The following is a 24,920-nucleotide window of genomic DNA, read 5'->3' on the forward strand; positions in this document are numbered from 1 at the left end:
GCCCTTCATGGACGCAACACCCTGATTCTACGCTCGATTTTTTGGAGGGAACCGGCCTCGTTCATTCCGGCCCAACTGCCGTCGCAACATCGGACTCTATTAAGTTGGAAACAGGCGATTCCGTCAAGGGGTTGTTTTTAATGAAGTGTTCACCACAACATATTGTGGATCGGGCTGTGGAGAATGGGGAAAAGAAAGTCGTCTAAGAAATTCAATGGGTTGCGCGCCTTCGTCGCCCCAGAGCCTAAAAAATCTAAGAAAAGTTGCGACCGTGTTGATTTGGTTGCAGCTTTTGCCGGCCAAATGCGGCAGCCGATTCGTTGAGACAATTTTGATCACAATGCGTCAATCGCAATCGTCACCGTTGCGATACCTATAGGCTGTCCGTTTTCATCCTTGATGACAAAGCTCGCCTGCGTTTCCAGCAATTGTGTCTGTTCATCGCGCTCAGCCCGGTCGATAAATATCTCGTCCGACTGCTTCGCGAATGTTTTCAAGAACTTGTCTTCATCACCTTGCCAATAGTCGGTGGTCATCGTGCCCTGGCCGACATTGAGTCCATGACGATCGGTCACGAAAAACTCGATGATGATGCCCTGCGAATCATCCTGTTTGGTCTTGAGGTATCGCGACACCGGCTTGTTGAGCAGGCGCCGGACCATCTCCCAGCCGCCGCTCTGCACCTCGGCGCGGTACGTATTATCGAGCACCTGGATGTTCGCATCGGTGATATTGTCGAACTTGGCGTTCTGATCTTCAATCGCCTTCCGGACGATTGGCGTATTCACCATCGGCTTGACGACGGTCTCGACATATTCCCTTACGACGGAAACATAGGCCGGTTCCGCCGAAGCGGCCAAAGGCGAGAGACAAAGGTTGAGTCCTAAAGCCGCAACCGTCCCGACGTAGCCCCAACGCATCATATTCGTTCCAACGTCGCGCCCGGCGACTAGACTTCCAACCCAGTCCACAGCGCGGTGCCGTTGCCGCGCTGGACTGTTGGCTAGAAGGATAAGGCCTGAGGGAGCGGCGCGATAGCGGAATCCAATGCGTTAGTTAAACAAAGATTGGCACAATCTGAAATTGTGCGGGCTCATTGGCCTGCGACAGCCGACCTTTAGCCGCGGCCGGCCTTGGAGATCGGCTCCTGATAGGTGAACCCCATATCCCAAGGGAAATAGATCCAGGTGTCCTGGCTGACTTCCGTAACGAACGTATCGATCGTCGGCACACCTTGAGGCTTTGCGTAGACGCAGGCAAAGTGTGCTTTGGGCAGGATCGAGCGAACTTCCGAGGCCGTCTTACCGGTGTCGGTCAGATCGTCAATGACGAGGACAGCTTCACCTTCATCAGCGGTCAGTTCCGGCGCGATGCCCTTCAGGAGCATCATTTCACCCTGGTTCACATAGTCGTGGTAGGACGCGACGCAGACCGTTTCGATCAGTCGGATGTTAAGTTCGCGCGAGATGATCGCCGCCGGCACGAGGCCGCCACGCGTGATACAGACGATTGCCTTGAAATCGCGCTTCAAACCAGCGAGGCGCCAGGCAAGGGCACGCGCATCGCGGTGGAATTGATCCCAGGAAACGGGAAAGGCTTTATCGGGAAGGGACATGGTTTGCTCCGCGGCATGAATGATGACACGCCGTTTGCCGGCGGCCGGACAAGGCATTCCGCGATCGGCCAAACGCAAATCGCGCAGCCGAGACTGCGCGATAGGAGGACCGAAGCCGGAGCTCGTCATCGGTCGCCGCAATTAACGGATTCCGGGGACAAAACGCAAGCCCCTCGTGATTCTTATCGTGACAGCAGCGTCAATGCAGTCATCGACTGGAGCAGCGTTTTCGTGGTGCCGCCGAAAATCATCTGCCAGAGTCGCGAATGGGTGTAGGCGCCCATGACCAGCAGGTCGATGCTGCTGTCGGAGAGGCGGTTTTCGATGACTGTCGACGCGGATTTGTCTACGCTTTGGGCGGTCGCCAGGGTGACCTTGACGCCGTGACGGGAGAGAGCCGATGCAATGTCCGCGCCCGCAACAGCCGCAGACTGGAGTGCATTGTCGACGGGGTCGACGGAGAAAATCTCGACTTCGTCAGCGGCCTTCAGTATCGGCAAGGCATCAAACGCGGCGCGCGCTGCCTCCCTTGAGCCGTTCCAGGCGATAAGAACACGCTTGATCGGCTTCGGTTGGCGCAGCACAAAGGGGATCATCATGACCGGGCGACCGCTTTCGAAGAGAAAGTTGTCGATGTCGACGTGACTGTCCGACGGCTTCGCTGGATTGGCCTGTGACGCGATCAGCAAGTCAGCGCTTCGGGCGCTTTCGATCAACGGCGCCGTGCCGTAGCCGGTCGATGAGGCAAAGTTCCGCCATTCATAGGAGACGCCTTCAGCCTGTGCCTTTCTGCGGAAGATGCGCTCGACCTCGACCGTTTCCGCACGGGCCATGTCCTGAAGCGCCTGCACAGCGACGGGGTCGGGTATCTCCATCGGCGCGACAAGTGGCACGACTGCGACGGTTTCCGCATGAAGGCCGATAACGTGGGCATTGGTCTGCGCGGCAATGGCAAAAGCAAAATCGGCCACGGCTTTGGCGTTATCGACGGTATCGAGAATGGCGAGTATGGTTTTGTAAGACATAAACAATTCTCCTTACGCGGATGAAATCGGCTATCTTCAACGAGAATGCGCCGGCAGGGGCGCCGGTTCCTTGATGCATATCAAGGGCTAACCGGATCTCCTCTATGCTACGCCTCTGCCGAACGGTTTTCAGCGACCTCCTTTGCTTGGCGGATGGTCTCGATCATGGCACGCACGTCGATTCCCGCGGCATCGACCGCATCCTGCGAGCGGCTGCGGATGACGATTTCAGTCGAGAATGCCTGGCCGATATAGCGGGGGTAGGAGCCGATGCTCGTCTCCGGGTGGGCTTTCTGGATGGCGGCAAGCGGCGTGCTGATGTCACCCTCGCCGTAAGGGCAGGAGATGCCGAGCGAGAGCACGCGCGTGCCGGTGCGCAAGGTCGGGATGACGGCGTCGACCATGGCCTGGAAGACCTGCGGAACGCCGGCCATGACATGAACGTTGCCGATGATAAAGCCGGGCGCTGTCGAGACCGGGTTGGGGATATGGCGCGCGCCTTTCGGCATGCGCGCCATTCTCTTTCTGGCATCGGTGAAATCAAGCTCACGGCGTGCATACATTTCGCCAAGCAAAGCCATGGCGTCGGCGTCATATTCGCAAGGCAACCCGAATGCCGCGGACACGGCATCGGCGGTGATGTCGTCATGGGTCGGTCCAATGCCCCCCGAGGTGAAGATGTAGTCGTATTTTGCACGCAACGTATTGAGTGCCTCGACGATCGCGTCTTCCTCGTCGCCGACGATGCGGACCTCCTTGAGATCGATGCCGCAAAGCGTCAGCATATCGGCCAGGTGCCCGATGTTCTTGTCCTTGGTGCGGCCGGATAGGAGTTCGTCGCCAATGGCAAGCATGGCGGCGGTGACGATTGTCTGATTGGTCATTGGAAATTTCCGAATATTTGGATCCTAGCATAGGTAGCGCCGTTCGCTGGTCTTGCAAACCGTGTCGCTGCCGACAACTCGAGCAATGCTACAAGCAATTTTTCGTCTATGGCTATTGAACAGTGCGTGCTGCGGCGCAGGGCTATGTTCGACACACTCCGCTGCTAAGACTCCAGCCGTTACGAATTCAAATAGAATTGATGGAGATAGGTAATGGCTAAGGTACTGGTGCTCTACTACTCGGCTTACGGCCACATCGAAACGATGGCATACGCCGTTGCCGAAGGCGCAAGGTCGACTGGCGCGGAAGTCACCGTCAAGCGTGTTCCGGAGCTGGTTCCGGAAGAGGTCGCCAAGGCGTCCTACTACAAGATGGATCAGTCTGCTCCGATCGCCACTGTCGACGAACTTGCCGATTACGACGCAATCATCGTCGGTGCGGGTACGCGCTTCGGGACGGTCGCCTCGCAGATGCGCAATTTCTGGGATCAGACGGGCGGCCTCTGGTTTTCTGGCAAGCTGGTCGGCAAAGTGGGCTCCGTATTTACCTCGTCGGCAACGCAGCACGGCGGTCAGGAGTCCACCATTCTCGGCTTCATTCCAACCTTCCTGCACCAGGGCATGATCGTCGCCGGCCTTCCCTATGCATTCCAGGGCCAGATGGGCGTTGATGAAATCAAGGGCGGCTCGCCCTATGGCGCGTCGACCATCACGGACGGTGACGGATCGCGTCAGCCTTCCGCAATCGAGCTGGAAGCGGCCAAGTATCAGGGCGCTCACGTCGCCAAGATTGCTGCCAAGCTGGGCTGACCGGCTCCCTTCAGTGATAGGCGCGGCCATCGGGGTCGCGCCCGCTTACACCAGAGTAGCCGATTGCGTCAGCCGTAAAGTTCGTGCAGTTTCGCTGCGCAGAAAAGAAGCGGTATGCCGACAATCGCAACCGCGATCATGAATGTCGTTCCCGCCCGGAGCAATTTGAGACGTCGCGTTCTCGTGCCATCCCAATCGTAAACCATCGCCTTACTCCCACAAGACAAGCTTACAACTATGCGCAGCCCCAACCGCGGTCCTTCTGGCGCGCGCATAGAAGCACATTCGCAAGCGATGATAAAGGGCAATGGCGGGTTCGCCGGAGTTGGTGGAGACCGGCATGATGGTGCGAGCGACGGGGATCGAACCCGTACAGCCTAAGGCCGAGGGATTTTAAGTCCCTTGCGTCTACCAGTTTCGCCACGCTCGCGTTCAACGATCCCAATAACTTAGCGAATCTGTTTTGGGAAGCTCTGCGCACCAATCGTGGTGCAATTTACTGCCATATATTGAAATGCTGCTGCATGTACTCGATGCACCGGCGATTGGCTTCGCTGCGACGCGCACCCTCGATGGTGGCGAGGTATAGTGAGGCGACATCGTGTGCTGCGGTCGTCTGTGGTTCTTCCAGCCCAGCAGGGAGCCAGATCGGGATACCTTTCAGCGCAAGCATGCCTGACAACCAAACATCATCAACTGCCCATATGACATCAGGGATGTCATATGCGATGTCATCGAAAAACTCCGGACGCACCACGGCACCACCGAGCCCTTGAAGCACATCCACATAGCCCCCCTTTGCAACCAGCCTTCGCATCGGTTTCGGCTGGTCCAAACGCAAGACCATGGAAGCGACCTTATGCCGTAGTCGGCGGGCGCGGAGCAAAAGATCCATTCTCCGCCTCCGCACTGCTTTCGGCACGAAGGCGGAGGGTTTCGCTATATGGGTCGGCACGTCCTTGCCGATGAGGGCTACGCATTCTGTTGGTCGCTCGTCCTGTGCCGCGAACAACTGAGAGGCCCAATTAGGCGAGAACATCTTGTCGTCATCACAGAATAGAATCTGTGCCTTTTTCCCGCGGAACTCGCGTGCGGCAAACAACACCTTGGACGCAGGTCCCATGTCTTCTTCAGGGCGAACTATCGTGATTCCGGTGGGGACTGACGGAACCGATCCATCGTAGTCGGGAAACCGCCGATATCGTTTGGGAACGTAGAGCCGGATCTCATCCACCGCGCCGTTCTGCTTTATTAGGCTGTTAAGTGTCGGTGCAAGCTTGGAGAAACGTGGAGGGATAGTAGAGAGCGAGATGATGCGCAATGTCGTCGGCATCCGATGTAAACCATTGACGAAAGTTGGATGGTACTATCCCATTCCGAGTTGCGCTAAGTCAACCAAGCCGAACCAGTGAGAAGAGCGGGATAGGTGTGGGTATTTATGAGGCGCCAGCTGCGGATTTTGCGTACACGCGGGCCGCGAATATTCCCGCAGATGCGCCGAGGATCTTGACGAGCGCATCGTGCAGGCGCGCATGGCGCGTTGGCGACAGATATTGAAGATATTCGATTGCAAATGCGCCAACGATCAAGAGCACGGCGACAGCGAGCCAATGCCTGGGATAGGCCAGTGCGAACATGAAGCCGACCAACACATAGGCGAGTGCGCGGTCGAGATTGACCGAGGTCACGGTATGCGGCCGCAGTCCGATCGGTGACAGCGTGACGAAAATAATGGCCGCGAGAAGCAACCAGGCAACCGGCTTTGCAAATTTGCTCGAGATCATCAGAGTGATTTAGCCGCATCGCGGGCGAATTGATAGCGCACAATTGCGTTATCCGACCGGGGATCTAGAGATTTGAGTTAAAAGGTGACTTTTGAAGTAAACAATATTGGTGGATATGGGCTTTTTTGCTCCTCCCACTTGTGCGATAGCGAAAGCGAAACAGGAATGGACGAACGATCGTGACCAGACAGGATGTCGAGAGCGCCGAGGTGGCCATGCGCAGCCTCTTTCCAGAAACGCCACTGCAACTGAACGAGCACCTGTCTGCGCGCTATGGCGCGGACATCTGGCTGAAGCGCGAAGACCTTTCGCCCGTGCGCTCCTACAAGATTCGCGGAGCGTTTAATTTCTTCCGGAAGGCGATCGCCGAGGGTGCTGGCGGCAAGACCTTCGTTTGTGCTTCGGCCGGCAATCATGCTCAGGGCTTCGCCTTTGTCTGCCGCTATTTCGGAGTGCCTGGTGTTGTTTTCATGCCGGTAACGACGCCGCAGCAGAAGATCGACAAGACACGCATCTTTGGCGCGGAATTCATCACGATTAAGCTGACCGGTGATTTCTTCGATCAGTGCTACCAGGCCGCCCGCGATCACGTCGAGGCGATCGACGGTGTGATGGTACCGCCGTTCGACCATGCCGATATCATCGAGGGGCAGGCGACAGTTGCTGCGGAAATTCTGCAACAGCTGCCTGGGGGAACGCTACCTGATTTGGTGGTGATGCCTGTGGGGGGCGGTGGCCTCGCGGCTGGCATCACCGGCTATCTCGAGGGCGTTTTGCCAAAATCCGGCTTCATCTTTACGGAGCCGGCTGGAGCGCCGAGCTTGAAGCGAAGCATTGAGGCGGGGGGCGTGGTGACGCTCACCAAGGTTGACAATTTCGTCGACGGTGCGGCCGTGGCGCGGATCGGCGATCTGAACTTCGCGGCCTTGGAAAGGTTCCCGACCGAACAGGTCATGCTGATGCCGGAGAACGCGATCTGCGTGACCATTAGCGAGATGCTGAATGTAGAGGGCGTTGTTCTCGAGCCGGCAGGGGCACTGTCGCTGACCGCGATCGCTGCGATGGATCCGGAAGTGCTCAGAGGAAAGACTGTCGTCGCCGTCGTTTCTGGCGGCAACTTCGATTTCGAGCGCCTTCCCGATGTCAAGGAGCGCGCGATGCGCTACGCCGGCTTGAAGAAGTACTTCATCGTGCGAATGCCGCAGCGACCGGGCGCTTTGCGTGACTTCCTGAATCTGCTCGGCCCCGACGACGATATCGCTCGCTTCGAATATTTGAAGAAGACAGCACGCAACTTCGGCTCGGTGCTGATCGGTATTGAGACCAAGGCGCCCGAGAATTTCGCGCAACTCATCGCGAACTTCGACAACGCCGCCATTGGCTTCGAGGACATCACCGAAAACGAGATCCTTGCAAACCTCATCATTTAACTTTTCCGGCACGAGCTGCCATGATAAAGGCGAAGTATGGCTTCGATCTTCTCCAGCATTTTCTCAAGGTTTTCAGGCGGTGGCAAATCGGCTGACGCCCCGGCAGGCGTTTCTTCCGAGCCGCAGCTCTACGGCGACTGCACGATCTACGCCGAGCCGCAGAAGGAAGGTGGCCAGTATCGCCTTGCCGGCCGGATCGAGAAGACGGTAGGTGGGGAAGTCCTCATACGCAATTTCATTCGCGCCGACATGTTCGGGTCCTCCGACGATGCGATCGAGTGCACGGTGCGCAAAGCACAGCAGATCATCGATCAGAATGGTCCATCGTTATTCAACGATGGCGCAAAGGTTCGCCAGGTCTGACCTGGCTTCTGACACCGCTTCTTCGGTGTCAGACTTGACGGCATTAATCCTCACGTAATCTTAAAGGATTGCGAGGAATCTTGGTGTCTGGAGCCTTGCAGGACAACCACGTGCCTTACAATACACACAGACAGCCACTCATGTTCGCAGCCGCTGATTCTTGGCGCGGCGCCGTCTCGGGCGCTGATGCGAGAGGCGCCTGATGCAAGCCTTTAACCTGCTGCTGTTTGCCATTGAAGCTGTTGGCTATTTCACGCTCATGGTAACGCTCTTGCATTTCCGTCATCGCCTCGGCTTGGGCGTGTTTCTCACTGCCCTCGGCGTCATGCATTTCATGGAAACTTATCTTGCTGCAGTGTTTTACGTGGCGCTGCCATTCGGCGTTGCGTCGCCCGGTTCGTCGGTGTTCTTCGCCGGCAAGCTGATGATGATCCTGATGCTGTATTTGCAAGAAGATGCCGCTACGGTTCGCCAACCGATCTACGGCTTGTTTCTCGGCAACATCCTGACGGTGGCCGTAGCGTGGCTGCTTCAGTTGCATACGCCGATCGATCTCCCCCGCGGCGACGGAGCGAACTTCGATTTCCTCAAGGAAATGGGCTGGCTCATGGTGTGGGGCACAACGCTCCTGTATCTCGATTCCATCGGCATCATCTTGATGTACGAGCGCCTCGGTCGCTATCTGAGGCACAGGATCATTTTACGCTTCATGATCTGTGGCTTCGTCCTCCTGACTTTCGATCAGATCGGGTTCTTCGGTGCATTGCACTATTTCCTTGAGATTCCGGCCTCCGCCTTCTGGGACGGGTGGAGGGCAAAGATGTTCGCCGTCTGTGTCTACACCGTGCTCTTTGCAGTCTACGAGATTTGGATACGCCGCGACGGTATTCCGGCGAGCATGCGGCCGATCAGCGATATCTTCAGCGACCTGACCTTTCGTGAGCGTTACAACGATCTGCTGAACCGGACGGGCAGGGACGTTCTGACCGGCGTTTACGATCGCACGCGCATGGAAATGGAAGCGCCGGTCATGGTCCGCGAAGCCTTGCGGCAAGGGCAGTTCGCTACGGTGATCATTCTGGACGCAGACCATTTCAAGGAGGTCAATGACCGCTTCGGGCATTTGCAGGGAGATGAGGTGTTGAAGGCGATCACGCTTCGCTTAGGGACCATTTTGCGATCGGCCGACCGTGTCTTCCGCTTTGGTGGCGAGGAATTTGTCGCGGTCTGCCCGGCAACCGACCATGCCGAGGGAATGCGACTTGCCGAGCGCTTGCGCTGGACGATTGCGAGCAGCGTGAAGACGCCGGATGGCAAGCCCGTTACCGTCAGCGTCGGTGTGGCGACAGCCGACACCGACGGAGTAAGCTTCACAACTGTTCTTTCGACCGCGGATGAAAGGCTCTATCAGGCAAAGAAAGGCGGCCGCAATTGCGTTGTTGGCAAGCCTGGCCTTGTGAAGACCGGCTAGCGTTTAACTGGCGCGGAATATCTTGGCGCCGGAGGGTGCGCTTGTCGCGCCGCCATCGACCACAATTTCGATCCCTGTGACGTTGCTCGAGTCGCTTGAGGCAAAATAGAGCGCAGCCTTGGCAATCTCTTCCGCTTCGCTCATGCGTCCGAGCGGGCTCATGCCGCCCAGCCTGGCCTCAAGCGCGGACATTGCATCCGCCGTCGACGCCATTGGTTGCCAGATCGGTGTTTTGGTGCCACCCGGCGTGACCTGATTGACGCGGATGCCGCGCGGGGCCAGCTCGGAAGCCATGTTGCGGGTCATGGCACGTACCGCACCCTTCGTAGCGGCATAGGCCGACCAGCCGGGCGCACCAAGCACCGAATGCACCGATCCGTTGAGGATGACGGAGCTGCCGTCGTTCAGATGCGGAAGCGCGGCCTGGACCGTAAAGAAGACGGCCGTGAGGTTCGTGTTGATAATGGTGTTAAACTGCTCCAGCGACGTTGCGCCCAACGGAGTGGCGCCACCGATCCCTGCATTTGCGAAAAGCACGTCAAACTTCCCGAATTTGGCAGCTGCTTCCGCAAATGCCCGTTCCGTGGCAGCTACATCAGTCACGTCGAGCTTCAGCGTGAGCACGTTGCTGCCCAAAGCCTTCTCGGCGGCCGCGAGGGTCTCGGGATTGCGGCCTGTAATGATCACCCTCGCCCCCTCGTCAAGGAAGACCTTGGCAGTGGCAAGACCGATACCGCTGTTTCCGCCCGTGATGAGGGCGACCTTGTTCTGCAGGCGCATTGAATGACTCCTATTGGAAACTTTCGCGATCTGGATTATGATCAATATCCTCAAGGATTACGATTATAATCCTCATGCGTCAATAAGTGCCGGAGAGAATTTTCATGGGTCACTCACAGCAGGATAAACGGAAGACGCACGAGAGGATCGTTGAGATCGCTTCGAGACGTCTGCGCGAGAAGGGGCTGGAAGGCGTGGGCGTCGCGGATCTGATGAAGGAGGCGGGGCTGACGGTCGGCGGCTTCTACAAGCATTTCGCGTCGCGTGACGAACTGGTGGCCGAAGCGATGCAATCGGCCTTCGGCGCCTGGTCCGCGAAGGTCCGGGCGGAAGGGCGGGCTCCGGAGGACATTACGTTGCAGGAGTATGCGGCGACATACCTGAGCGGGGAACATCGAGACGATACGGCCGGCGGCTGCCCGTTCGCGGCCCTCGCGGCTGATATGGCGCGCAGCGGCGAGAAATGTCGGTCGCTCGCGACCGACCAAATAAAAACGAACATGCGCAACATGCAGGCGCGGATGAACCCCACGGACGCGGCAGAAGCCCGCCGCCAGGCGATTATTGCGTCCTGCCTCATGACAGGCGCGTTGGGTCTTGCCCGGATCTCGAACGATGAAGCCTTTGCCGGCGAGATACTCGATACCGTAAAGGTCTTCGTGAACGACTTCTGCACAAAATGAAAACGGCCGGTGAGTTCCGGCCGTTTCAACATCAATTCTGACACCTGTTAGGCGGCGAGGGCGATTTCCTCGGCGCGGGCCTTTGCGGCGCCAATTGCCTTCTCGGCAGCTTCCGGACCAAAGGCGAGGCCTTCAACGTAGATCGTTTCGATATCGGTGATACCGAGGAAGCCGAGGACCGACTTCAGATACGGAACCGCGTGGTTCATGCCAGCTGCCGGACCCTGCGAGTAGACGCCACCGGAAGCAAGAACGACGTAGACCTTTTTGCCGGTGGCAAGGCCAACCGGGCCGCTTTCGGTGTACTTGAAGGTAAGGCCGGCCCGGGCGACGTTGTCGATCCAGGTCTTCAGCGACGAATAGATGTTGAAGTTGATGAGGCCGGTACCGATGACGATCGTATCGGCTGCAAGCAGTTCAGCAACGAGTTCGTCCGACGTCTTCACGGCTGCGGCTTCGGCGGCGGTGCGGTCATCGGCGGGCTTGCGGATGGCAGCGGTGAAGAGATCATCAATGTGCGGCAGCGGGTTGGCGGCGAGGTCGCGACGAACGACGGCGCTGCCTGGCTGCTGGGCCTTGATCTTTTCGACAAGGTCAACGGCGATCGTGGTGGAAAGCGAGTCTGCACGCGGGCTGGACGTCAGAAGCAGGATGGAAGACATGATTGAATTTCCTCTCGAATTGGAGTTCTCGGCTCTTGTAGGGAGCTTCGAGCCGCTGTTTCGAGGCAGAAAATAGGTCTGGCTGACTATCGAAAAAACTGTGATAATGTCGATCGAAATCATCGATAGATTGGATGGAAGATGCTTCCGAATCCCACACTCGACCAGTTGCAGGTGTTCCTCACCGTTGCGGAAACGGGCAGCTTTTCGGCCGCATCGCGCTCGCTAAACCGTGCTCAATCGGTCATCAGCTACACGATCGCCAACCTTGAAGCTCAATTGGAAGTGCCGCTTTTCGAGCGCTCCGGCGCAAGGCAGCCGAAGCTGACGGAGGCGGGCAAGGCGCTCCTCGAAGATGCGCGGCGGCTTGTCTCCGATCTCGAGGTAATGCGCGCCCGCGTGAAAGGGCTGAAGGAAGGGCTGGAGGCCGAAGTCTCCGTCGCGATCAGCGTCATGGTGCCGTCGCACGCGGTCGTCGACGTGCTGCGCGGGTTCCGTGACAAATTCCCGTCCGTGGCGCTCAGTTTGACGGTGGGCGAACTTGGCGTGGTGATGGATCTCGTCTTGAGCGGCAAGGCAACGATTGGCATTGGCGGCGCTCTGCTCAAGCAACATGACGCGCTTGTTGCAGAACAAATAGGACACTCCTTCATGATGCCCGTTGCCGCACATGATCATCCGCTCGCGAAGATCGGTAGACCGTTGACCCTGGCGGATGTCCGCGAGGAGACGCAGTTGGTGGTGACGGATGCATCGGGCTTAACAAAAGGCCGTGATTTCAATGTGCTTTCCTACAAAACATGGCGGGTAAGCGACGTTGCGACGAAACACTCTCTCATTCGCGGTGGGCTGGGTTGGGGCGGCTTGCCCGCCTCGCTTATTCGCAACGATCTGAGAAGCGGTGCTTTGGTCCATCTCGACTTGCCGGCTTTCGAGCAGGGAGAATATCCGATCTACGCCATGAGACGGACCGCCAGCCCGCCGGGTCCGGCAGCGAGTTGGATGATCGATGCGTTTCGGGTGAGGCTCGAGCAATGTCCCAGGCACGCCGATTTTACAGCTCAACTGGCCGAGCTGTCGCCGCCTGATTTGCCGATTGCCGCCGAGTAAGAGGACGCGGATTTCCCGCGCCCTCGTGAAGCTCACATCTAGAGTATCAGCCTGAACTTCGAGAAGCCGTCGGTGCCTTCGCCGGCGTCCTCGATCTTGACGCTTTTCACGTCCGCGAGGAATTGCTTGGCCTTCGGACCACTCTGGAAGACGGCTGTCGTCCCCGGCAGTGGTTTGAACGTCCAGTTCCCGTCGGCCGAGGGATTGATCGTGCCCTCCTCGTGGACGAAGCGGACAATGACGTCGCGATTCGTGTCGGGCGCCTGGAAGATGACCTTGTCGGCAGCAATTTCCGGAAATTTGCCACCACCGCCCGCGCGGTAATTGTTGGTGACGACCACGAATTTCTGCTTGAGATCAATGGGCTTGCCGTCAAATTGCAGGTTCTGGATGCGGTTTGAATCGGCATTGATCAGCTTGCCGTCATCATCGAACCTGCGCGGCTGCGATAGGTCGATCTGATAGGTGACGCCGTCGATCACATCGAAGTTGTAGGATGGGAAGGCGTTGTTCAGCAGGTCCGCATCCTTGGATCCCGGTTTCACCTCGTTGAACATGGCGGCTGACATTTCCAGCCAGTTCTTCACCTGTTCGCCAGTGATGGCGACGGCCTGGACCGTGTTGGGATAGAGGTAGAGGTCAGCGACGTTCTTGATCGCGATGTCGCCGGCGGGCACGTCCGTATAGTAGTCCGCGCCGCCGCGACCGCCGGCCTTGAAGGGTGCTGCCGCCGAAAGCACCGGGAGGTCCTTGTATTCCGTGTCGGCCAACATCTGCTTGATGTACCAGGTCTGTGCCTGGCTAACGATCTGAACGGAAGGATCGTCGGCGACCAGCGCGAAATAGGAATAGAGCGGCGCCGAGGTCTTGCCGACCGGGGTACGCACATAAGCGAGCGTTGCCTCGTGCTCGGCCTTTGCGGCGTCGATAACGTCCTTTTTGTCCGCGACGTCGGCGACGACTTTCTTTTTGTCATCGCGGTGGTAGATCGGTCGGGCTTCGGAGGTGAAGTCGACGATCCTCCAGCCTTTGCCGTCCTTCTCCAGCAGGAGGTCGATCAGGCCGAGATGGGAGCCCCAGAAGCCCGCCATCACCGCCGGCTTGCCGTGCAATGTGCCTTTCACCGGATCGGCGTTCTGAACGCCGTCCCAGGTCTTCGGCCCGGGGAAGACGAGATGCTGGTGCCCGGTGAAGATCGCGTCGATCCCGTCGACTGCGGCAAGATGCAGGGATGCATTCTCCATCTTCTCGGATGGGGCGGCGCCGTCGATGCCGGAATGCGAAAGCGCGATCACGATATCCGCGCCTTCCTGTTTCATGACAGGTACCCAGGCTTTGGCTGCCTCAACGATGTCGCGCGTCTGCGTCTTGCCTTCAAGGTTCTTGATGTCCCAAAGCATGATCTGCGGCGGGACGAAGCCGATGAAGCCGATCTTGACCGGGCTTTCATTACCGGCGCCGTCCTTGATGGTCTTTTCGACGATGATGTACGGCTTCAAAAACAGCTCATCCTTCGTCGGGTCGGACGCGAGTTGGCCCTTCGTCAGGTTCGCGCAGACGAAGGGGAAGTTCGCCCCGTTCAGCACCTTGAACATGAAGTCGAGGCCATAATTGAATTCATGGTTGCCGAGTGTGCCGACGGTGTAGCCGAGCGTGTTCATGGCCTTGATGACTGGATGCACGTCGCCGTCCTTCATGCCGCTCTGATAGGCCATATAGTCGCCCATCGGGTTGCCCTGCAGCACGTCGCCGTTGTCGATCAGCAGCGAATTGGCAGCTTCCGCGCGGATGTTGTCGATGATCGTCGCGGTGCGCGCCAGCCCCATCGTGTCGTTCGGTTTGTCGGCGTAGTAGTCATAGGGAAAGACGTTGACGTGAATGTCCGTCGTTTCCATCAGGCGCAGATGAGCCTGATTGGCGGCTGCGCGCGCGCTAAAGGGATGAAGCAGGATCAGTGCGGACGTCGCGGCAAGGCCGCCAAGCAAGGAGCGGCGGGTCATTGGCGGCAGATCGAGAATGGAAGACATGAAAACTCCTTCGAAAATCACTGATCGCCCGGCCCCGCAGGCGAGACTAGGGTGATTTGCGAAGGAGTAAACCCTGAAAATGACAGGGGAATTATCGTGTCAGGACCGGTTTCACTTCCTTGTGGAAGAATCGGAAGTATGATGCCACCTGCGCACGGGCATTGGAGTTCGGATCGAACTGAATTCCCAGACGGCCATTGTGGCTCCAGCGGATGATGCCCTGCAGCGTGCCCAGATCATCAGCAAGAATCTGTACACGGCTGCCGGAGGCGGCATGAATCGGCGCCCGGATTTCGACGGCCATGCCGGTAATCGACATGTCGAGGATGCGAGCATCCACTTCTTTGGTGAGGTAGCGGACCTTACCGAATATGCGGCAGGACCGGCGCTCGGCCTTGCGGGTAATGATATTCAGATTGCGTTGCATGTTACGCTCCACCAGAAACATACGGATGAATTCTATGAGGCGAACGTTGAGAATGCTTTAATAGCTCGATCTAAAATTGTGGAGATACCGATTGCGAACGTGACCTGCGTGCAACGACATGTTCCCGCCATACGGTGAAGATGCCTGCCGCGACGACGATTGCCGAGCCGACGATCATGTTCAGGCTCAGCTTCTCATTGTAGATCAATACGCCGATGATCGATGCATAGACGAGCTGTAGATACGTCAGCGGTTGAACTGCCGCTGCATCCAGCATGTCGTAGGCGCGAATGAGAAAATAGTGGCTCGATATGCTGGTCAGACAGACAAGCGCCATCCATCCCCAATCCCAGCCCGACATCCAGGTCCAATAGAAGGGACCGACCAGCGACATGGCGATGCCGCCAACGACGCCCGTATAGAAGAAGCTTGTCATGGCCGAATCGTCCCTGCTGACGAGGCGCGTGGCGATGACGTAGAAGGCGAAGAGGAAGCACGAGAAGACGGCAAGTAGCAGCTTAAAGTCGAAGAACCCGCCTTCCGGCTTGAGGATCAGCAGCACCCCGACGAGACCCGCACCAATCGCCGTCCAGCGACGCCAGCCGACCCGCTCTCCGAGGATGGGCATCGAGAGCAACGCAATCAGAATCGGCGTCGCTGAGAAGATTGCCTGTGAGTGGGCAAGGCCGATCAGCGCAAAACAGTTGATGACGACGACAACCTGGGCGGCCAGCAAAATACCCCGGATCAGCTGCAGCAGCGGCCTCCTGGTTTTCGCCGTCTGCTTCAAGCCACCTCTCATCCTGCTAGCAAGCGCTACGGTGAAGGCGGCGAAGGCCCAGTAGCGGATCATGGTGATGAAGACGGGCGGGTAGGCGGATGCCAGATGCTTCGAGATGCCGTCCTGCAGCGAGAAAATGGTGATCGCGAGCAGGACGAAGATATAGCCTTGGGTCTTGGATTTCATGCGTGCGTCTTGCTGCGGAGGATCAGGCAAGGGGTAACGAAGCTGCCACTCCGATGCAAGAACTGTCTGGCGATTTTTGGCTCTTCAGTCAGAGCCCGACATTTGGTCTGTCGATGACTTCCCGCAGGGCAAAGCTCGAATTGATCTTAACAACGTGCGGAAGCGCCGAGAGCCAGTCGCGATGGATGCGCTCGTAGTCCTCGAGGTCGCGGGCGGCAACACGGAGAATGTAGTCATATTCGCCTGACATCAGATAGCAGACGAGAACGTTCGGACAGCGTTTAACGGCGGCCTCGAATTCCGAAAGCGTCTTCGCAAACTGACCGGATAGGGAGATATGCACCACCGCGATCATCTTATAGTCGAATGACTTGTGAGAGACGTGCGCGTGATAGCCGCTGATTACACCGCTCTTTTCCAGGATATCAAGCCGCCGAGAGCAGGCCGATGCCGACAAACCAACCTTGGCTGCAAGATCGGCATTAGTGATGCGGGCGCTGGACTGAAGTGTCTTCAGAATCGCAAGATCGATGGTGTCGAGTTCGGACATTCGAAGAACTTTCGATTATTTGCTCGAATTTGCAATAATCTTCGAAAATCAGCGTCGGTGCAAACCTTCTTTGCAAGGACATTTCGCGGCTGTGGTGGTTGGATTTCCTCGTCAAAACACTCCGCCAAGCGGACAAAAAGAGAGGAACGCCCAATGCGTGTCGGTTGCCCGAAGGAAATCAAGAATCATGAATATCGTGTCGGCCTGACACCTGCATCCGTTCGTGAATATGTCGCTCATGGCCATGAGGTCTGGGTTGAAACCAAGGCAGGCGCTGGCATTGGTGCCGATGATGCCGCCTACGCGGCCGCTGGCGCAAAGATTGCTGCCTCGGCCAAGGAAATCTTCGAGAAGTGTGACATGATCGTAAAGGTTAAGGAGCCGCAGCCCTCCGAGTGGGCGCAGCTTCGCGACGGCCAAATTCTCTATACGTATCTCCATCTCGCCCCTGATCCGGAACAGACCAAGGGCCTCCTTGCTTCCGGCGTCACCGCTGTTGCGTATGAGACTGTAACTGATGATCGCGGCGGCCTGCCGCTCCTGGCGCCGATGTCCGAAGTCGCCGGACGCCTGTCAATCCAGGCGGGCGCGACCGCGCTGCAGAAGGCGAATGGCGGCCTTGGCATCCTGCTCGGCGGCGTACCCGGCGTGCTGCCGGCCAAGGTTACGGTCATCGGCGGCGGCGTGGTCGGCTTGCATGCAGCCAGGATGGCGGCGGGCCTCGGTGCCGACGTCAGCATCCTCGATAAGTCTCTTCCGCGTCTGCGCCAGCTCGACGACATCTTCGGCGGTCGTGTCCACACCCGCTATTCCAGCATTCAGGCGCTGGAAGAGGAAGTATTTTCGGCCGACCTCGTTATCGGCGCTGTGCTCATTCCGGGGGCGGCCGCACCGAAGCTTGTCACCCGTGAAATGCTGTCGGGCATGAAGCGTGGCTCTGTCATCGTTGACGTCGCCATCGACCAGGGTGGCTGCTTCGAGACGTCGCATGCGACGACCCATTCCGAACCGACCTATGTTGTCGATGACGTGGTGCATTATTGCGTCGCTAACATGCCAGGCGCGGTGCCGGTCACTTCAGCGCATGCCCTGAACAATGCGACGCTGGTTTATGGTCTGGCGCTTGCCGACCGTGGGCTGCGCGCCATCGCGGAGGATCGTCACCTCAGGAACGGTCTCAACATCCACAAGGGCCGTGTCACCAACAAGCCGGTGGCCGAAGCTCTGGGCTATGAAGCCTACGCACCGGAAAGCGTACTGAACGTAGCGTAAATCCCATCGCGTCACGTGAGGCAGGGCCGGTCGCATTCTCATGCGACCGGCCCTTTTTGCTGTCATCTGTCGATGCGGCATTGATAGCAGTTGTTGCGCGCCGAGCGCACGTGCACATAGGCGATGTCCGTCCGCTCCAGGAGCTGGGCGGCATAGGAGCCGATATCGGGCGTCAGTGTCACAGCGCCCGTGCCGTAAACAATGCGGTTTTCGGCATTGTAGCCGCGCACGATGAAATCCGGGCTGGTCAAGACCGGCGGCGGGACCTCTTCCGCAGCATAGCGCTCGCACGGTTGCGTGTGGAGGAAGATCGGACCGGTCTCAGCATAGGGCTGAAGCTCGGGAAAAGGCCGGTATGCAAAAATCAGCAGTTCCTCGCCATCATCGATGTTCTTCAGGCAATGACGGCAGGGATGGCCTGAGCCATCTGAGACCATTGTCTCGGGCAAGAAACCGTAGGCGTCTCTACCGCCGTTCCAGAGATTCTCAGCGTCGGCAGTGGGCATGGCGGAAAAGCGGATGTCGGTCATGGCGGATCTCCTTGCTAATTGCCATGAGATGCGCCCTTGCGCCTGCGCCCGCCACCCGATTCTTGCTTGGTTTCGTCTGACCGGCTCACCAATCCTTCTTACTCAGGTCTAGAAGTTCCTTGTCGCTGAGAGGCCGGACGATGCCCGAACCGGTGGAGACCGGTGAAAAGCCGAACATCTGGTAGAGTTGCAAGGCGCGCGGGTGATCGAGGTTGTTGGTCGTCGTTGTCACCCGCTTCGGATTGAGCGTCCAGATCGCGTAGAGCGACTGCAGCAGGAACCATTTTCCGATCCCCAGACCAAGCGCACGCTCGAAGAGCCCGAAGTGGCTGAGTTCGATTGTCTCTTCATCCTCGACGAAGTATTCATAGAAGCCAGCGGGCGCGCCATTGACGTAAAGGACGCTGATATTGTTGCGCTTGTCGTGAAGCGTCTTGGCCAGATCCTCGTCGGCCATCCGCAAACGATCCACCCACTGCCACCGGGCCCCAACCTGGCGGTAGAGATAGCGGTAGAAGGGCAGCGGAATATCGGGTGCCCGCATGATCGCCGTCTGGATGTTGATCGGCACCGGGAGGCTTGCCTTCGGCGGTGCCGTCATTTCCAGGCGGGTGATATGGGCTTTCAAAGAAGAGGGCGCCTTCACCATCGCGTCAGGCTTTGACCGGTTCCGGCGGGCCAGTAACGACGGGCGTGTCTTCGCGGCCACCCCATTCGCTCCAGGAGCCGTCGTAGAGCTTGTTGTCGGTGTGCCCCAGCGACTCCAGCGCCAGCGTAATGATTGCGGCAGTGATGCCGGAACCGCACGATGTGACGACTGGCTTCGAAAGATCTATGCCCGCGTTCTCGATCGTCCGCTTAAGCTCCGGCAGCGACTTGAAGCGACCCTGAGTGGCGAAGACGCCCGATGGCAGGTTGCGTGCACCGGGCATGTGGCCGGAGCGCATGCCGGCCCGCGGCTCGGGCTCGAGCGCTGCAAATCGGCCCGCACTTCTGGCGTCGGCGATCTGCAGCGCGCCGCTCGCAACAATGTCCCGCATTGTGTCAAGAGTGACGACTTTCGAGGCGTCATAGGTCGGCTTGAAAACCTTGGGGTCGTAGCGAGGCGCGCTTGTCTCAAGCGGGCGCCCCTCTGACTTCCACCCGTCGAGACCGCCGTCGAGTACGTATACCTGCCGCGCGCCCATCACGCGAAACAGCCACCAGACCCGTGGTGATGCGAACATCCCGATCCCGTCATAGACGACGATACGATCGTTTTCTCCGATCCCGAGTCTGCCAACCTCAGCTGCGAAAAGCTCGGGCGACGGGATAGTGTGCGGCAGCGGTATGGAGTGATCCGCGATCTTGTCCTGATCGAAACGGACGGCGCCAGGAATATGGCCGGTGGCGTACTCCGCGTCGGCATCGCGCTTCTGTGCCGGCAGATAGAAGGACGCGTCCAGGACGCGCAAGTCCGCCTTGCCCAGTTCCGCCTGCAGCCAATCGGCCGAAACGACGAAACGGCTTTTTTCTTCGCTCATTCTGCTCTCCCTGGGCTTCAGGCTTCGTCGCCGGGAGCGCCGAAGCGAATTCGGAAGCGACGGTTCTCCTTGCCCTTCTTTTCGATCTTGGCAATGTGAATCTGACCGACTTCCTGAGTTTCGGAGACATGTGTGCCGCCACAAGGCTGACTGTCAATCGCCGAGTTCTCGCCGATGCAGACAAGGCTGACCCGGCCTAGCCCGATCGGCGGGCGAACATTCTTGGATTTGACGATGCCGGGATTGGTCGCCAGTTCTTCATCGGCGATCCACTGCAGGTAAACCGGGTGGTTCTGCCGTACCAGCTCCATGAGTTTTTCGGTGACGTCGTCCTTGTCGATCGTCTCTGTCATGTCGAAGTCGACGCGGCTCTCATCTTCGCCGACAGCCGCACCGGTGATCGGATAGGAGCAGACGACGGAGAGCAGGTGACAGGCGGTGTGCATTCGCATCAGCTTATAGCGGCGCGGCCAGTCGACGTGCAGCACCAGCTTTTCACCGACGACCGGCTGTTCCTGGCCCTCGAACGGCACATGCACGACGATGTCCTTGGTTGCTCCGTGCTTCGTCTGTCCGAGCGTGATCTTGCTGCCGTCGGCGCGCTCGAGAAAGCCGGTATCGCCCGGCTGCCCGCCTGACGTCGCATAGAAGCAGGTCTGATCCAGCTCGATGCCCCCGTCTTCGTGAACGGCGGTTACCTCCGCCTCGCATGTCGAAAGATAGAAATCGTCACGATAGAGGGCATTGACGGGCATGGGGTCTCACGCTGCTGGTTCGTATGGGATCTGTATGTCTTGCGTCTTGGCGAGCCACGCCGGAACGGGCAGGCCCTTGGAGGTTAGGAAGTCAGGATTGAAGAGCTTGGACTGATAGCGGTTGCCGTAGTCGCAGAGGATTGTAACGATGGTATGGCCGGGGCCGAATTCCTTGGCAAGGCGCACCGCGCCGGCGATGTTGATCGCCGTCGATCCACCCAGGCACAGACCTTCATGCTCGACGAGGTCGAAGAGGTAGGGCAGGGCTTCCGCATCCGAAACGCTATAGGCAAAATCGGGTGTGAAGCCTTCCAGGTTGGCCGTGATCCGGCCTTGACCGATTCCTTCGGTAATTGAGGAGCCGGCCGACTTGAGTTCGCCGTTCTTGTAGAATTCGTAGAGCGCGGCGCCATCAGGGTCCGCGATGCCGATCTTGATGTCCTTGCTGAACGCCCTGAGGCCGGCTGCCACCCCGGCAAGCGTCCCGCCCGAGCCGACCGAGCAGATGAAACCGTCCACGTTGCCGTTCATATCGTTCCAGATTTCGCGGGCCGTCGTTTCGATATGGGCCTGCCGGTTGGCGACGTTGTCGAACTGGTTTGCCCAGATCGCGCCGTTCGGGTCAGTCTTCGCCAGCTGCTCGGCGAGCCTTCCGGACACCTTCACATAATTGTTCGGATTCTTGTAGGGAACGGCGGGCACCTCGACGAGCTCGGCACCGAGCAATTTCAGGGCGTCCTTCTTTTCCTGGCTCTGGGTTTCCGGGATGACGATGACGGTTCGATAGCCAAGTGCCTTCGCAACGACGGTCAAGCCGATACCGGTATTGCCGGCAGTTCCTTCGACAATAACGCCGCCCGGCCTCAGCAAGCCCTTCTTCTCTGCATCGCGAATGATGTAGAGCGCCGCGCGATCCTTGACCGACTGGCCCGGATTGAGGAACTCCGCTTTGCCGAGAATAGTGCAGCCGGTCGCTTCCGACGCGCCCTTGAGCTTGATCAGGGGGGTGTTGCCGATTGCCTCTAGAACGGACGGATGGACGGTCATGGACTCTGCCTCTTTTGAACGCTTAGTTTAAGAACGGTCTTTTCCCTTCACAAGGCTAGGTTGGCAAGAAATGCTATTCCATCCCTTTGAGCGCAGCGATAAAATTAGACTTCGTCGTGGTCGAGGGGCATTGAACCGGAGCCGTCTGCGCCCCTTGTGATCCGGAGATTGACTTTCAACGTACGGATGACAACAAAGCAATCTCTAAAAGCGGAAATGACCGAAACCGTCATGGTTCACGAGCATATCGACACGGTCGATGTACTGATGGCGCACTATGTCGCCGGATCTCTTCCTCAGCCGGCGCGAGTGCTGGTGGAATCGCATCTCGAAATGAAGCCGGATCATCGCTTGCTGGTGAGTGATCTCGAATCTCTGGCCGGCGAGGCTCTCGAGCAGATGCCGGAGGCTGCGATCGGTGACCGCGCTACGCGGCTCGCGGCCGTCTTCTCCTCCGCGCCGCCCGCCGAAAACCACACAGCAACGAATCTGCGGATGGAAAAAGGTTTCTTCCCGAAAGCGATTCGCGATCTCGTCGGTTATGACTTGGACACTGTGCCCTGGAAAACGAAGCTTCCGGGCTTCAAGCAATACTCAACCGACCTCGATGGCTGCGAAGTCAGCCTGATGTGGATCAAGGCTGGCCGCGCGCTGCCAGCGCACACTCATAAGGGCATGGAACTCACCTTGATCCTGGATGGCGCATTCAGCGACAGCCGCGGCCGTTTCGGACCCGGTGATATCTCGGTCGCCGACGAGAGCGTTGACCATCGACCGATTGCCGAAAAGAACCGTCCATGCGTCGCGTTTTCGGTCCTCGACGCGCCGATCAAGCTGACAGGCTCCTTCCGCCAAATCATCGGCGACCTGATCGGCTGAAAGCAGCCACAATAGCGTGATATGCCTTAAATCCGGGAGATGGCGAGGAACTCCCGGACCTGTTTTGACGTTCAGAACACAGCCCGGAGGATATGTGCCATGCAAGATTTCGTCGCTCGTCCTGAACATGGAATAGCCTGGATTTCCGGCGCGAGTTCAGGAATTGGGCGAGCCTTGGCACTGAAGCTTGCGGGGGACGGATACAAGGTGGCTGTCACCGCTCGCGATCATGAAAAGCTTGCCGAATTGCAGGTTGAGGCTTCCGATCTGCCCGGCAGCATCATCGTGCTCGATGGTGATGTCACCAATCCCGAGGACATGGAGCATGTGCTTGCTTCAATCGAATACGAGTACGGTGCGCTGGCATTGGCGGTCTTCAACGCCGGCGTTTATTTGCCTATCCACGCGGAAGAGTTGAAGCTTTCAGATTTTGAGCGGAGCTTTGCTGTCAATCTGCAGGGTGTTGTGAATTGCCTTGTCCCGGCCGTAAGGCACATGAAGGTGAAGGGGCAGGGGCAAATCGCCATCGTCTCGTCGGTTTCAGGCTATGGCGGGCTGCCGACCGGTGCCGCTTACGGCGCTACGAAAGCCGCATTGATTAACATGGCGGAGAGCCTGAAATTCGATCTCGACAAGATGGGCATCCGCATCCAACTCATCAATCCTGGCTTCGTCGATACGCCTGCAACGAAGAGAAACCAATTTCACATGCCCTCGCTGGTCTCGGTCGAGGAGGCTGCCGAACAGATTTCGGCGGGACTCAAGTCTCAGCGTTTCGAGATTACCTTCCCGAAGCGTTTCACCTACACGATGAAGCTCGTCAATCTGCTGCCTTATAATCTCTATTTCTGGCTGGTGAATCGCTCGACCGGCTGGCGGGAGCGGCCGTTGGAAAAGCACCCACGGCCAGGTATGGCGCATCCGGCAGAGTAGCCGTTGCTGTCTGAGGCAGAGACGAGGCGGATGGCGGCCAGACAGGAGGTCATCTGTCAACAGGCCGCCACCCGCTCTCGTCAGCTCCGCGACAAAGACGACCTGGCGGACGTCTATATTTCTAGCCGCGGAAGCCTGCTCACAATAAACAGAATTCCAAGAGGCGTTCGAAGCGTTTATCGAAGCCCAATGGGCGAACACGCTCCTGTGCCGACCAAAAGCGCTCGCGCCATTTCGGCAAGTGTACCAGCATAGTCTAACCTGAAATCGAAGTCCCTGGCCAGTGACAAATTCGCCAAATTCGGCTAGGCGATCTCGCATTGGCATTTTGCTCCTGCGACGAAACAGGGGCTCGCGCGGAACAGACGTTTCGGCCGTCGTCGGAGAATTTTCGAGAGGTTCCAGCGCAAGAGGAGGGCCGGTTATCCCGGCCCTTTTGGAGGCCATCTATATCGGCCCGATCAGTTATCGTATTCGCGGCAAGCGTCATTGATTGATGCGCCACTCTCGCCGCCAGGGGTATCAACGCCCGAATTTGCATGTGCCGCACCCGGCAATCCATGGCCTTTGGCTGGGGCGTGATGCGTTGGGTTAACCGGGGCGACAGTGATCGGGTTTGCCGTTATCGCCGCTCGTATAGTCGCCCGCGTAGGTGCTGGAGCTGGGATTTGTGGGGCCGCCATTCGTTGGGCCGAACGGCTGCAGGGTCTTGGTCGGCGAAGAGCAAGGTGCTGATCTAGCGATACACCTGAGAGTGGGAAAAGAGATTCTCATGGTTAGCCAGCCATGATCGAAAGATGCTCAGTTCGACGTCTGGCAATGCGTGGTGTCGTTCATTCGCTGGCAACGGGTCTGGAAATTGGTCAGCGGCTGCTGTTGTTTCTGTTGCTGCTGCTTCGCGTGGAGCAAGCCGGCTCTCACCGTTGCACTCCCCGCAGGAATTTCCGGCCGTCTGACATCGGTATCGGGAGTCGGACTGTGACAGCCGGCCAGCGCAGCGACCGCACATAGCGCCGCGGCCAGAAGGAACATGCGTTTCATTGCTATTGCCCCTCTCCAATTCCCTGAGACACGCAATGCGTCGAACCTCAGGATACAATTGGGACGTGAAGAGTTCAAAGCGCTAAATCTGGGCAACACTACAGCGCACGGCCGTCGGTGCGAATATCCCAGGCGCCGACCGTTCGAAAGCATTTCAAAAGTGGGGAAAGAAAACACCTGCTTTTGGAATATCAACAAAAGCAGGCGCTTATCTTTGAAACTGGCTCCCCGGGCCGGATTCGAACCGGCGACCTGTCGATTAACAGTCGAATGCTCTACCGCTGAGCTACCAGGGATCACCGCTCGCCGCGGTGTGAGTGGCCTAATACAAATGCTTGCCCGATTTGCCAAG

Annotated in this window: 26 protein-coding genes, 2 tRNA genes and 1 pseudogene; 9 read left to right on the forward strand and 20 right to left on the reverse strand. The window is 58.2% G+C overall.

Annotation, left to right across the window (positions count from 1 at the left end; all coding sequences use genetic code 11):
* Nucleotides 1-335: 335 nt before the first annotated feature.
* The 4 genes from ATY79_RS04220 to ATY79_RS04235 form a co-directional block, all read right to left on the reverse strand.
* Entirely contained in the window at nucleotides 336-923 is a 588-nt protein-coding gene (locus tag ATY79_RS04220) for a hypothetical protein (RefSeq protein ID WP_088694745.1), read from the reverse strand.
* Nucleotides 924-1,117: 194 nt separating this feature from the next.
* A complete protein-coding gene (gene gpt / locus ATY79_RS04225; protein ID WP_088694950.1) occupies nucleotides 1,118-1,615 on the reverse strand; it encodes a xanthine phosphoribosyltransferase in 498 nt (165 codons plus the stop codon).
* 182 nt (nucleotides 1,616-1,797) lie between these two features.
* The gene (locus tag ATY79_RS04230; RefSeq protein WP_088694746.1) at nucleotides 1,798-2,640 is read right to left on the reverse strand and encodes a universal stress protein; all 843 of its coding nucleotides are present in this window, start codon (nucleotides 2,638-2,640) and stop codon (nucleotides 1,798-1,800) included.
* A gap of 107 nt (nucleotides 2,641-2,747) precedes the next feature.
* Nucleotides 2,748-3,524 (reverse strand): competence/damage-inducible protein A, encoded by a 777-nt coding sequence (locus ATY79_RS04235; protein ID WP_088703135.1) that lies wholly within the window; start codon nucleotides 3,522-3,524, stop codon nucleotides 2,748-2,750.
* A gap of 213 nt (nucleotides 3,525-3,737) precedes the next feature.
* On the opposite strand from ATY79_RS04235, the gene wrbA reads away from it, so the two are divergent.
* Nucleotides 3,738-4,334 carry an NAD(P)H:quinone oxidoreductase type IV gene (gene wrbA / locus ATY79_RS04240; RefSeq protein WP_088694748.1) on the forward strand — a complete coding sequence of 199 codons (597 nt, stop codon included), beginning with the start codon at nucleotides 3,738-3,740 and terminating at the stop codon, nucleotides 4,332-4,334.
* A 344-nt stretch (nucleotides 4,335-4,678) separates the two neighbouring features.
* On the opposite strand, the gene ATY79_RS04245 is transcribed toward wrbA, so the two are convergent.
* The 3 genes from ATY79_RS04245 to ATY79_RS04255 all read right to left on the reverse strand — a co-directional run bounded on the left by ATY79_RS04245 (nucleotide 4,679) and on the right by ATY79_RS04255 (nucleotide 6,118).
* Nucleotides 4,679-4,764, reverse strand: a tRNA-Leu gene (locus ATY79_RS04245).
* A 66-nt stretch (nucleotides 4,765-4,830) separates the two neighbouring features.
* The gene (locus ATY79_RS04250) at nucleotides 4,831-5,655 is read right to left on the reverse strand and encodes a glycosyltransferase family A protein (protein ID WP_245306921.1); all 825 of its coding nucleotides are present in this window, start codon (nucleotides 5,653-5,655) and stop codon (nucleotides 4,831-4,833) included.
* A gap of 115 nt (nucleotides 5,656-5,770) precedes the next feature.
* Nucleotides 5,771-6,118, reverse strand: coding sequence for a VanZ family protein (locus ATY79_RS04255; RefSeq protein ID WP_088694750.1), 348 nt, complete (start codon nucleotides 6,116-6,118; stop codon nucleotides 5,771-5,773).
* A 179-nt stretch (nucleotides 6,119-6,297) separates the two neighbouring features.
* Between ATY79_RS04255 and ilvA the strand changes: the two genes are divergently transcribed.
* The 3 genes from ilvA (at nucleotide 6,298) to ATY79_RS04270 (ending at nucleotide 9,382) form a co-directional block, all read left to right on the forward strand.
* Nucleotides 6,298-7,548 (forward strand): threonine ammonia-lyase, encoded by a 1,251-nt coding sequence (gene ilvA, locus ATY79_RS04260; RefSeq protein ID WP_088694751.1) that lies wholly within the window; start codon nucleotides 6,298-6,300, stop codon nucleotides 7,546-7,548.
* 36 nt (nucleotides 7,549-7,584) lie between these two features.
* Nucleotides 7,585-7,911 (forward strand): HlyU family transcriptional regulator, encoded by a 327-nt coding sequence (locus ATY79_RS04265; RefSeq protein ID WP_088694752.1) that lies wholly within the window; start codon nucleotides 7,585-7,587, stop codon nucleotides 7,909-7,911.
* Between the two features lie 199 nt (nucleotides 7,912-8,110).
* Nucleotides 8,111-9,382 (forward strand): GGDEF domain-containing protein, encoded by a 1,272-nt coding sequence (locus tag ATY79_RS04270; protein ID WP_189637261.1) that lies wholly within the window; start codon nucleotides 8,111-8,113, stop codon nucleotides 9,380-9,382.
* A 3-nt stretch (nucleotides 9,383-9,385) separates the two neighbouring features.
* Here the strand turns inward: ATY79_RS04270 and ATY79_RS04275 are convergent, their stop codons facing one another.
* A complete protein-coding gene (locus tag ATY79_RS04275) occupies nucleotides 9,386-10,162 on the reverse strand; it encodes an SDR family oxidoreductase (protein WP_088694754.1) in 777 nt (258 codons plus the stop codon).
* Nucleotides 10,163-10,266: 104 nt separating this feature from the next.
* Here ATY79_RS04275 and ATY79_RS04280 point away from each other — a divergent pair, with 104 nt between their 5' ends.
* Nucleotides 10,267-10,845, forward strand: a complete 579-nt coding sequence (locus ATY79_RS04280) for a TetR/AcrR family transcriptional regulator (RefSeq protein ID WP_088694755.1) — start codon at nucleotides 10,267-10,269, stop codon at nucleotides 10,843-10,845.
* A gap of 47 nt (nucleotides 10,846-10,892) precedes the next feature.
* On the opposite strand, the gene ATY79_RS04285 is transcribed toward ATY79_RS04280, so the two are convergent.
* Nucleotides 10,893-11,507 (reverse strand): FMN-dependent NADH-azoreductase, encoded by a 615-nt coding sequence (locus ATY79_RS04285; protein ID WP_088694951.1) that lies wholly within the window; start codon nucleotides 11,505-11,507, stop codon nucleotides 10,893-10,895.
* 141 nt (nucleotides 11,508-11,648) lie between these two features.
* Between ATY79_RS04285 and ATY79_RS04290 the strand changes: the two genes are divergently transcribed.
* Complete coding sequence (locus ATY79_RS04290) at nucleotides 11,649-12,617, forward strand: LysR family transcriptional regulator (RefSeq protein ID WP_088694756.1); 969 nt, start codon at nucleotides 11,649-11,651, stop codon at nucleotides 12,615-12,617.
* A 38-nt stretch (nucleotides 12,618-12,655) separates the two neighbouring features.
* Here the strand turns inward: ATY79_RS04290 and ATY79_RS04295 are convergent, their stop codons facing one another.
* The 4 genes and pseudogenes from ATY79_RS04295 to ATY79_RS04310 form a co-directional block, all read right to left on the reverse strand.
* On the reverse strand, nucleotides 12,656-14,644 hold the full coding sequence (locus tag ATY79_RS04295) for a bifunctional 2',3'-cyclic-nucleotide 2'-phosphodiesterase/3'-nucleotidase (protein ID WP_088694757.1): 1,989 nt from the start codon (nucleotides 14,642-14,644) through the stop codon (nucleotides 12,656-12,658).
* A 100-nt stretch (nucleotides 14,645-14,744) separates the two neighbouring features.
* Nucleotides 14,745-15,071 (reverse strand): annotated as a pseudogene (locus ATY79_RS04300) (PilZ domain-containing protein); the annotation flags it as partial.
* Nucleotides 15,072-15,141: 70 nt separating this feature from the next.
* Entirely contained in the window at nucleotides 15,142-16,038 is an 897-nt protein-coding gene (locus tag ATY79_RS04305; RefSeq protein WP_088703136.1) for a DMT family transporter, read from the reverse strand.
* A gap of 88 nt (nucleotides 16,039-16,126) precedes the next feature.
* Nucleotides 16,127-16,588 (reverse strand): Lrp/AsnC family transcriptional regulator, encoded by a 462-nt coding sequence (locus ATY79_RS04310; RefSeq protein WP_088694760.1) that lies wholly within the window; start codon nucleotides 16,586-16,588, stop codon nucleotides 16,127-16,129.
* A gap of 153 nt (nucleotides 16,589-16,741) precedes the next feature.
* On the opposite strand from ATY79_RS04310, the gene ald reads away from it, so the two are divergent.
* Nucleotides 16,742-17,860: an alanine dehydrogenase gene (ald, locus tag ATY79_RS04315; RefSeq protein WP_088694761.1), complete on the forward strand. Its 1,119-nt coding sequence runs from the start codon at nucleotides 16,742-16,744 to the stop codon at nucleotides 17,858-17,860.
* 62 nt (nucleotides 17,861-17,922) lie between these two features.
* Here the strand turns inward: ald and ATY79_RS04320 are convergent, their stop codons facing one another.
* The 5 genes from ATY79_RS04320 to ATY79_RS04340 form a co-directional block, all read right to left on the reverse strand.
* On the reverse strand, nucleotides 17,923-18,390 hold the full coding sequence (locus ATY79_RS04320; protein WP_088703137.1) for a DUF1203 domain-containing protein: 468 nt from the start codon (nucleotides 18,388-18,390) through the stop codon (nucleotides 17,923-17,925).
* Between the two features lie 85 nt (nucleotides 18,391-18,475).
* Nucleotides 18,476-19,039, reverse strand: a complete 564-nt coding sequence (locus tag ATY79_RS04325) for a GNAT family N-acetyltransferase (protein ID WP_088694763.1) — start codon at nucleotides 19,037-19,039, stop codon at nucleotides 18,476-18,478.
* A 4-nt stretch (nucleotides 19,040-19,043) separates the two neighbouring features.
* The gene (sseA, locus tag ATY79_RS04330; protein ID WP_088694764.1) at nucleotides 19,044-19,913 is read right to left on the reverse strand and encodes a 3-mercaptopyruvate sulfurtransferase; all 870 of its coding nucleotides are present in this window, start codon (nucleotides 19,911-19,913) and stop codon (nucleotides 19,044-19,046) included.
* 17 nt (nucleotides 19,914-19,930) lie between these two features.
* Nucleotides 19,931-20,668 (reverse strand): alanyl-tRNA editing protein, encoded by a 738-nt coding sequence (locus tag ATY79_RS04335; RefSeq protein ID WP_088694765.1) that lies wholly within the window; start codon nucleotides 20,666-20,668, stop codon nucleotides 19,931-19,933.
* Nucleotides 20,669-20,674: 6 nt separating this feature from the next.
* A complete protein-coding gene (locus ATY79_RS04340; RefSeq protein WP_088703138.1) occupies nucleotides 20,675-21,715 on the reverse strand; it encodes a cysteine synthase A in 1,041 nt (346 codons plus the stop codon).
* 216 nt (nucleotides 21,716-21,931) lie between these two features.
* On the opposite strand from ATY79_RS04340, the gene ATY79_RS04345 reads away from it, so the two are divergent.
* Nucleotides 21,932-22,594, forward strand: coding sequence for a ChrR family anti-sigma-E factor (locus tag ATY79_RS04345; protein ID WP_088694952.1), 663 nt, complete (start codon nucleotides 21,932-21,934; stop codon nucleotides 22,592-22,594).
* 99 nt (nucleotides 22,595-22,693) lie between these two features.
* On the forward strand, nucleotides 22,694-23,527 hold the full coding sequence (locus ATY79_RS04350; RefSeq protein WP_088694767.1) for an SDR family NAD(P)-dependent oxidoreductase: 834 nt from the start codon (nucleotides 22,694-22,696) through the stop codon (nucleotides 23,525-23,527).
* Nucleotides 23,528-24,328: 801 nt separating this feature from the next.
* Here the strand turns inward: ATY79_RS04350 and ATY79_RS04365 are convergent.
* Both ATY79_RS04365 and ATY79_RS04370 read right to left on the reverse strand, forming a co-directional pair.
* On the reverse strand, nucleotides 24,329-24,568 hold the full coding sequence (locus tag ATY79_RS04365; protein ID WP_088694768.1) for a hypothetical protein: 240 nt from the start codon (nucleotides 24,566-24,568) through the stop codon (nucleotides 24,329-24,331).
* A gap of 221 nt (nucleotides 24,569-24,789) precedes the next feature.
* Nucleotides 24,790-24,864 (reverse strand) — tRNA-Asn (locus tag ATY79_RS04370).
* Nucleotides 24,865-24,920 lie beyond the last annotated feature (56 nt).

This window comes from Rhizobium sp. R693 (assembly GCF_002211315.1).
In the GTDB taxonomy this organism is placed as follows: domain Bacteria; phylum Pseudomonadota; class Alphaproteobacteria; order Rhizobiales; family Rhizobiaceae; genus Rhizobium.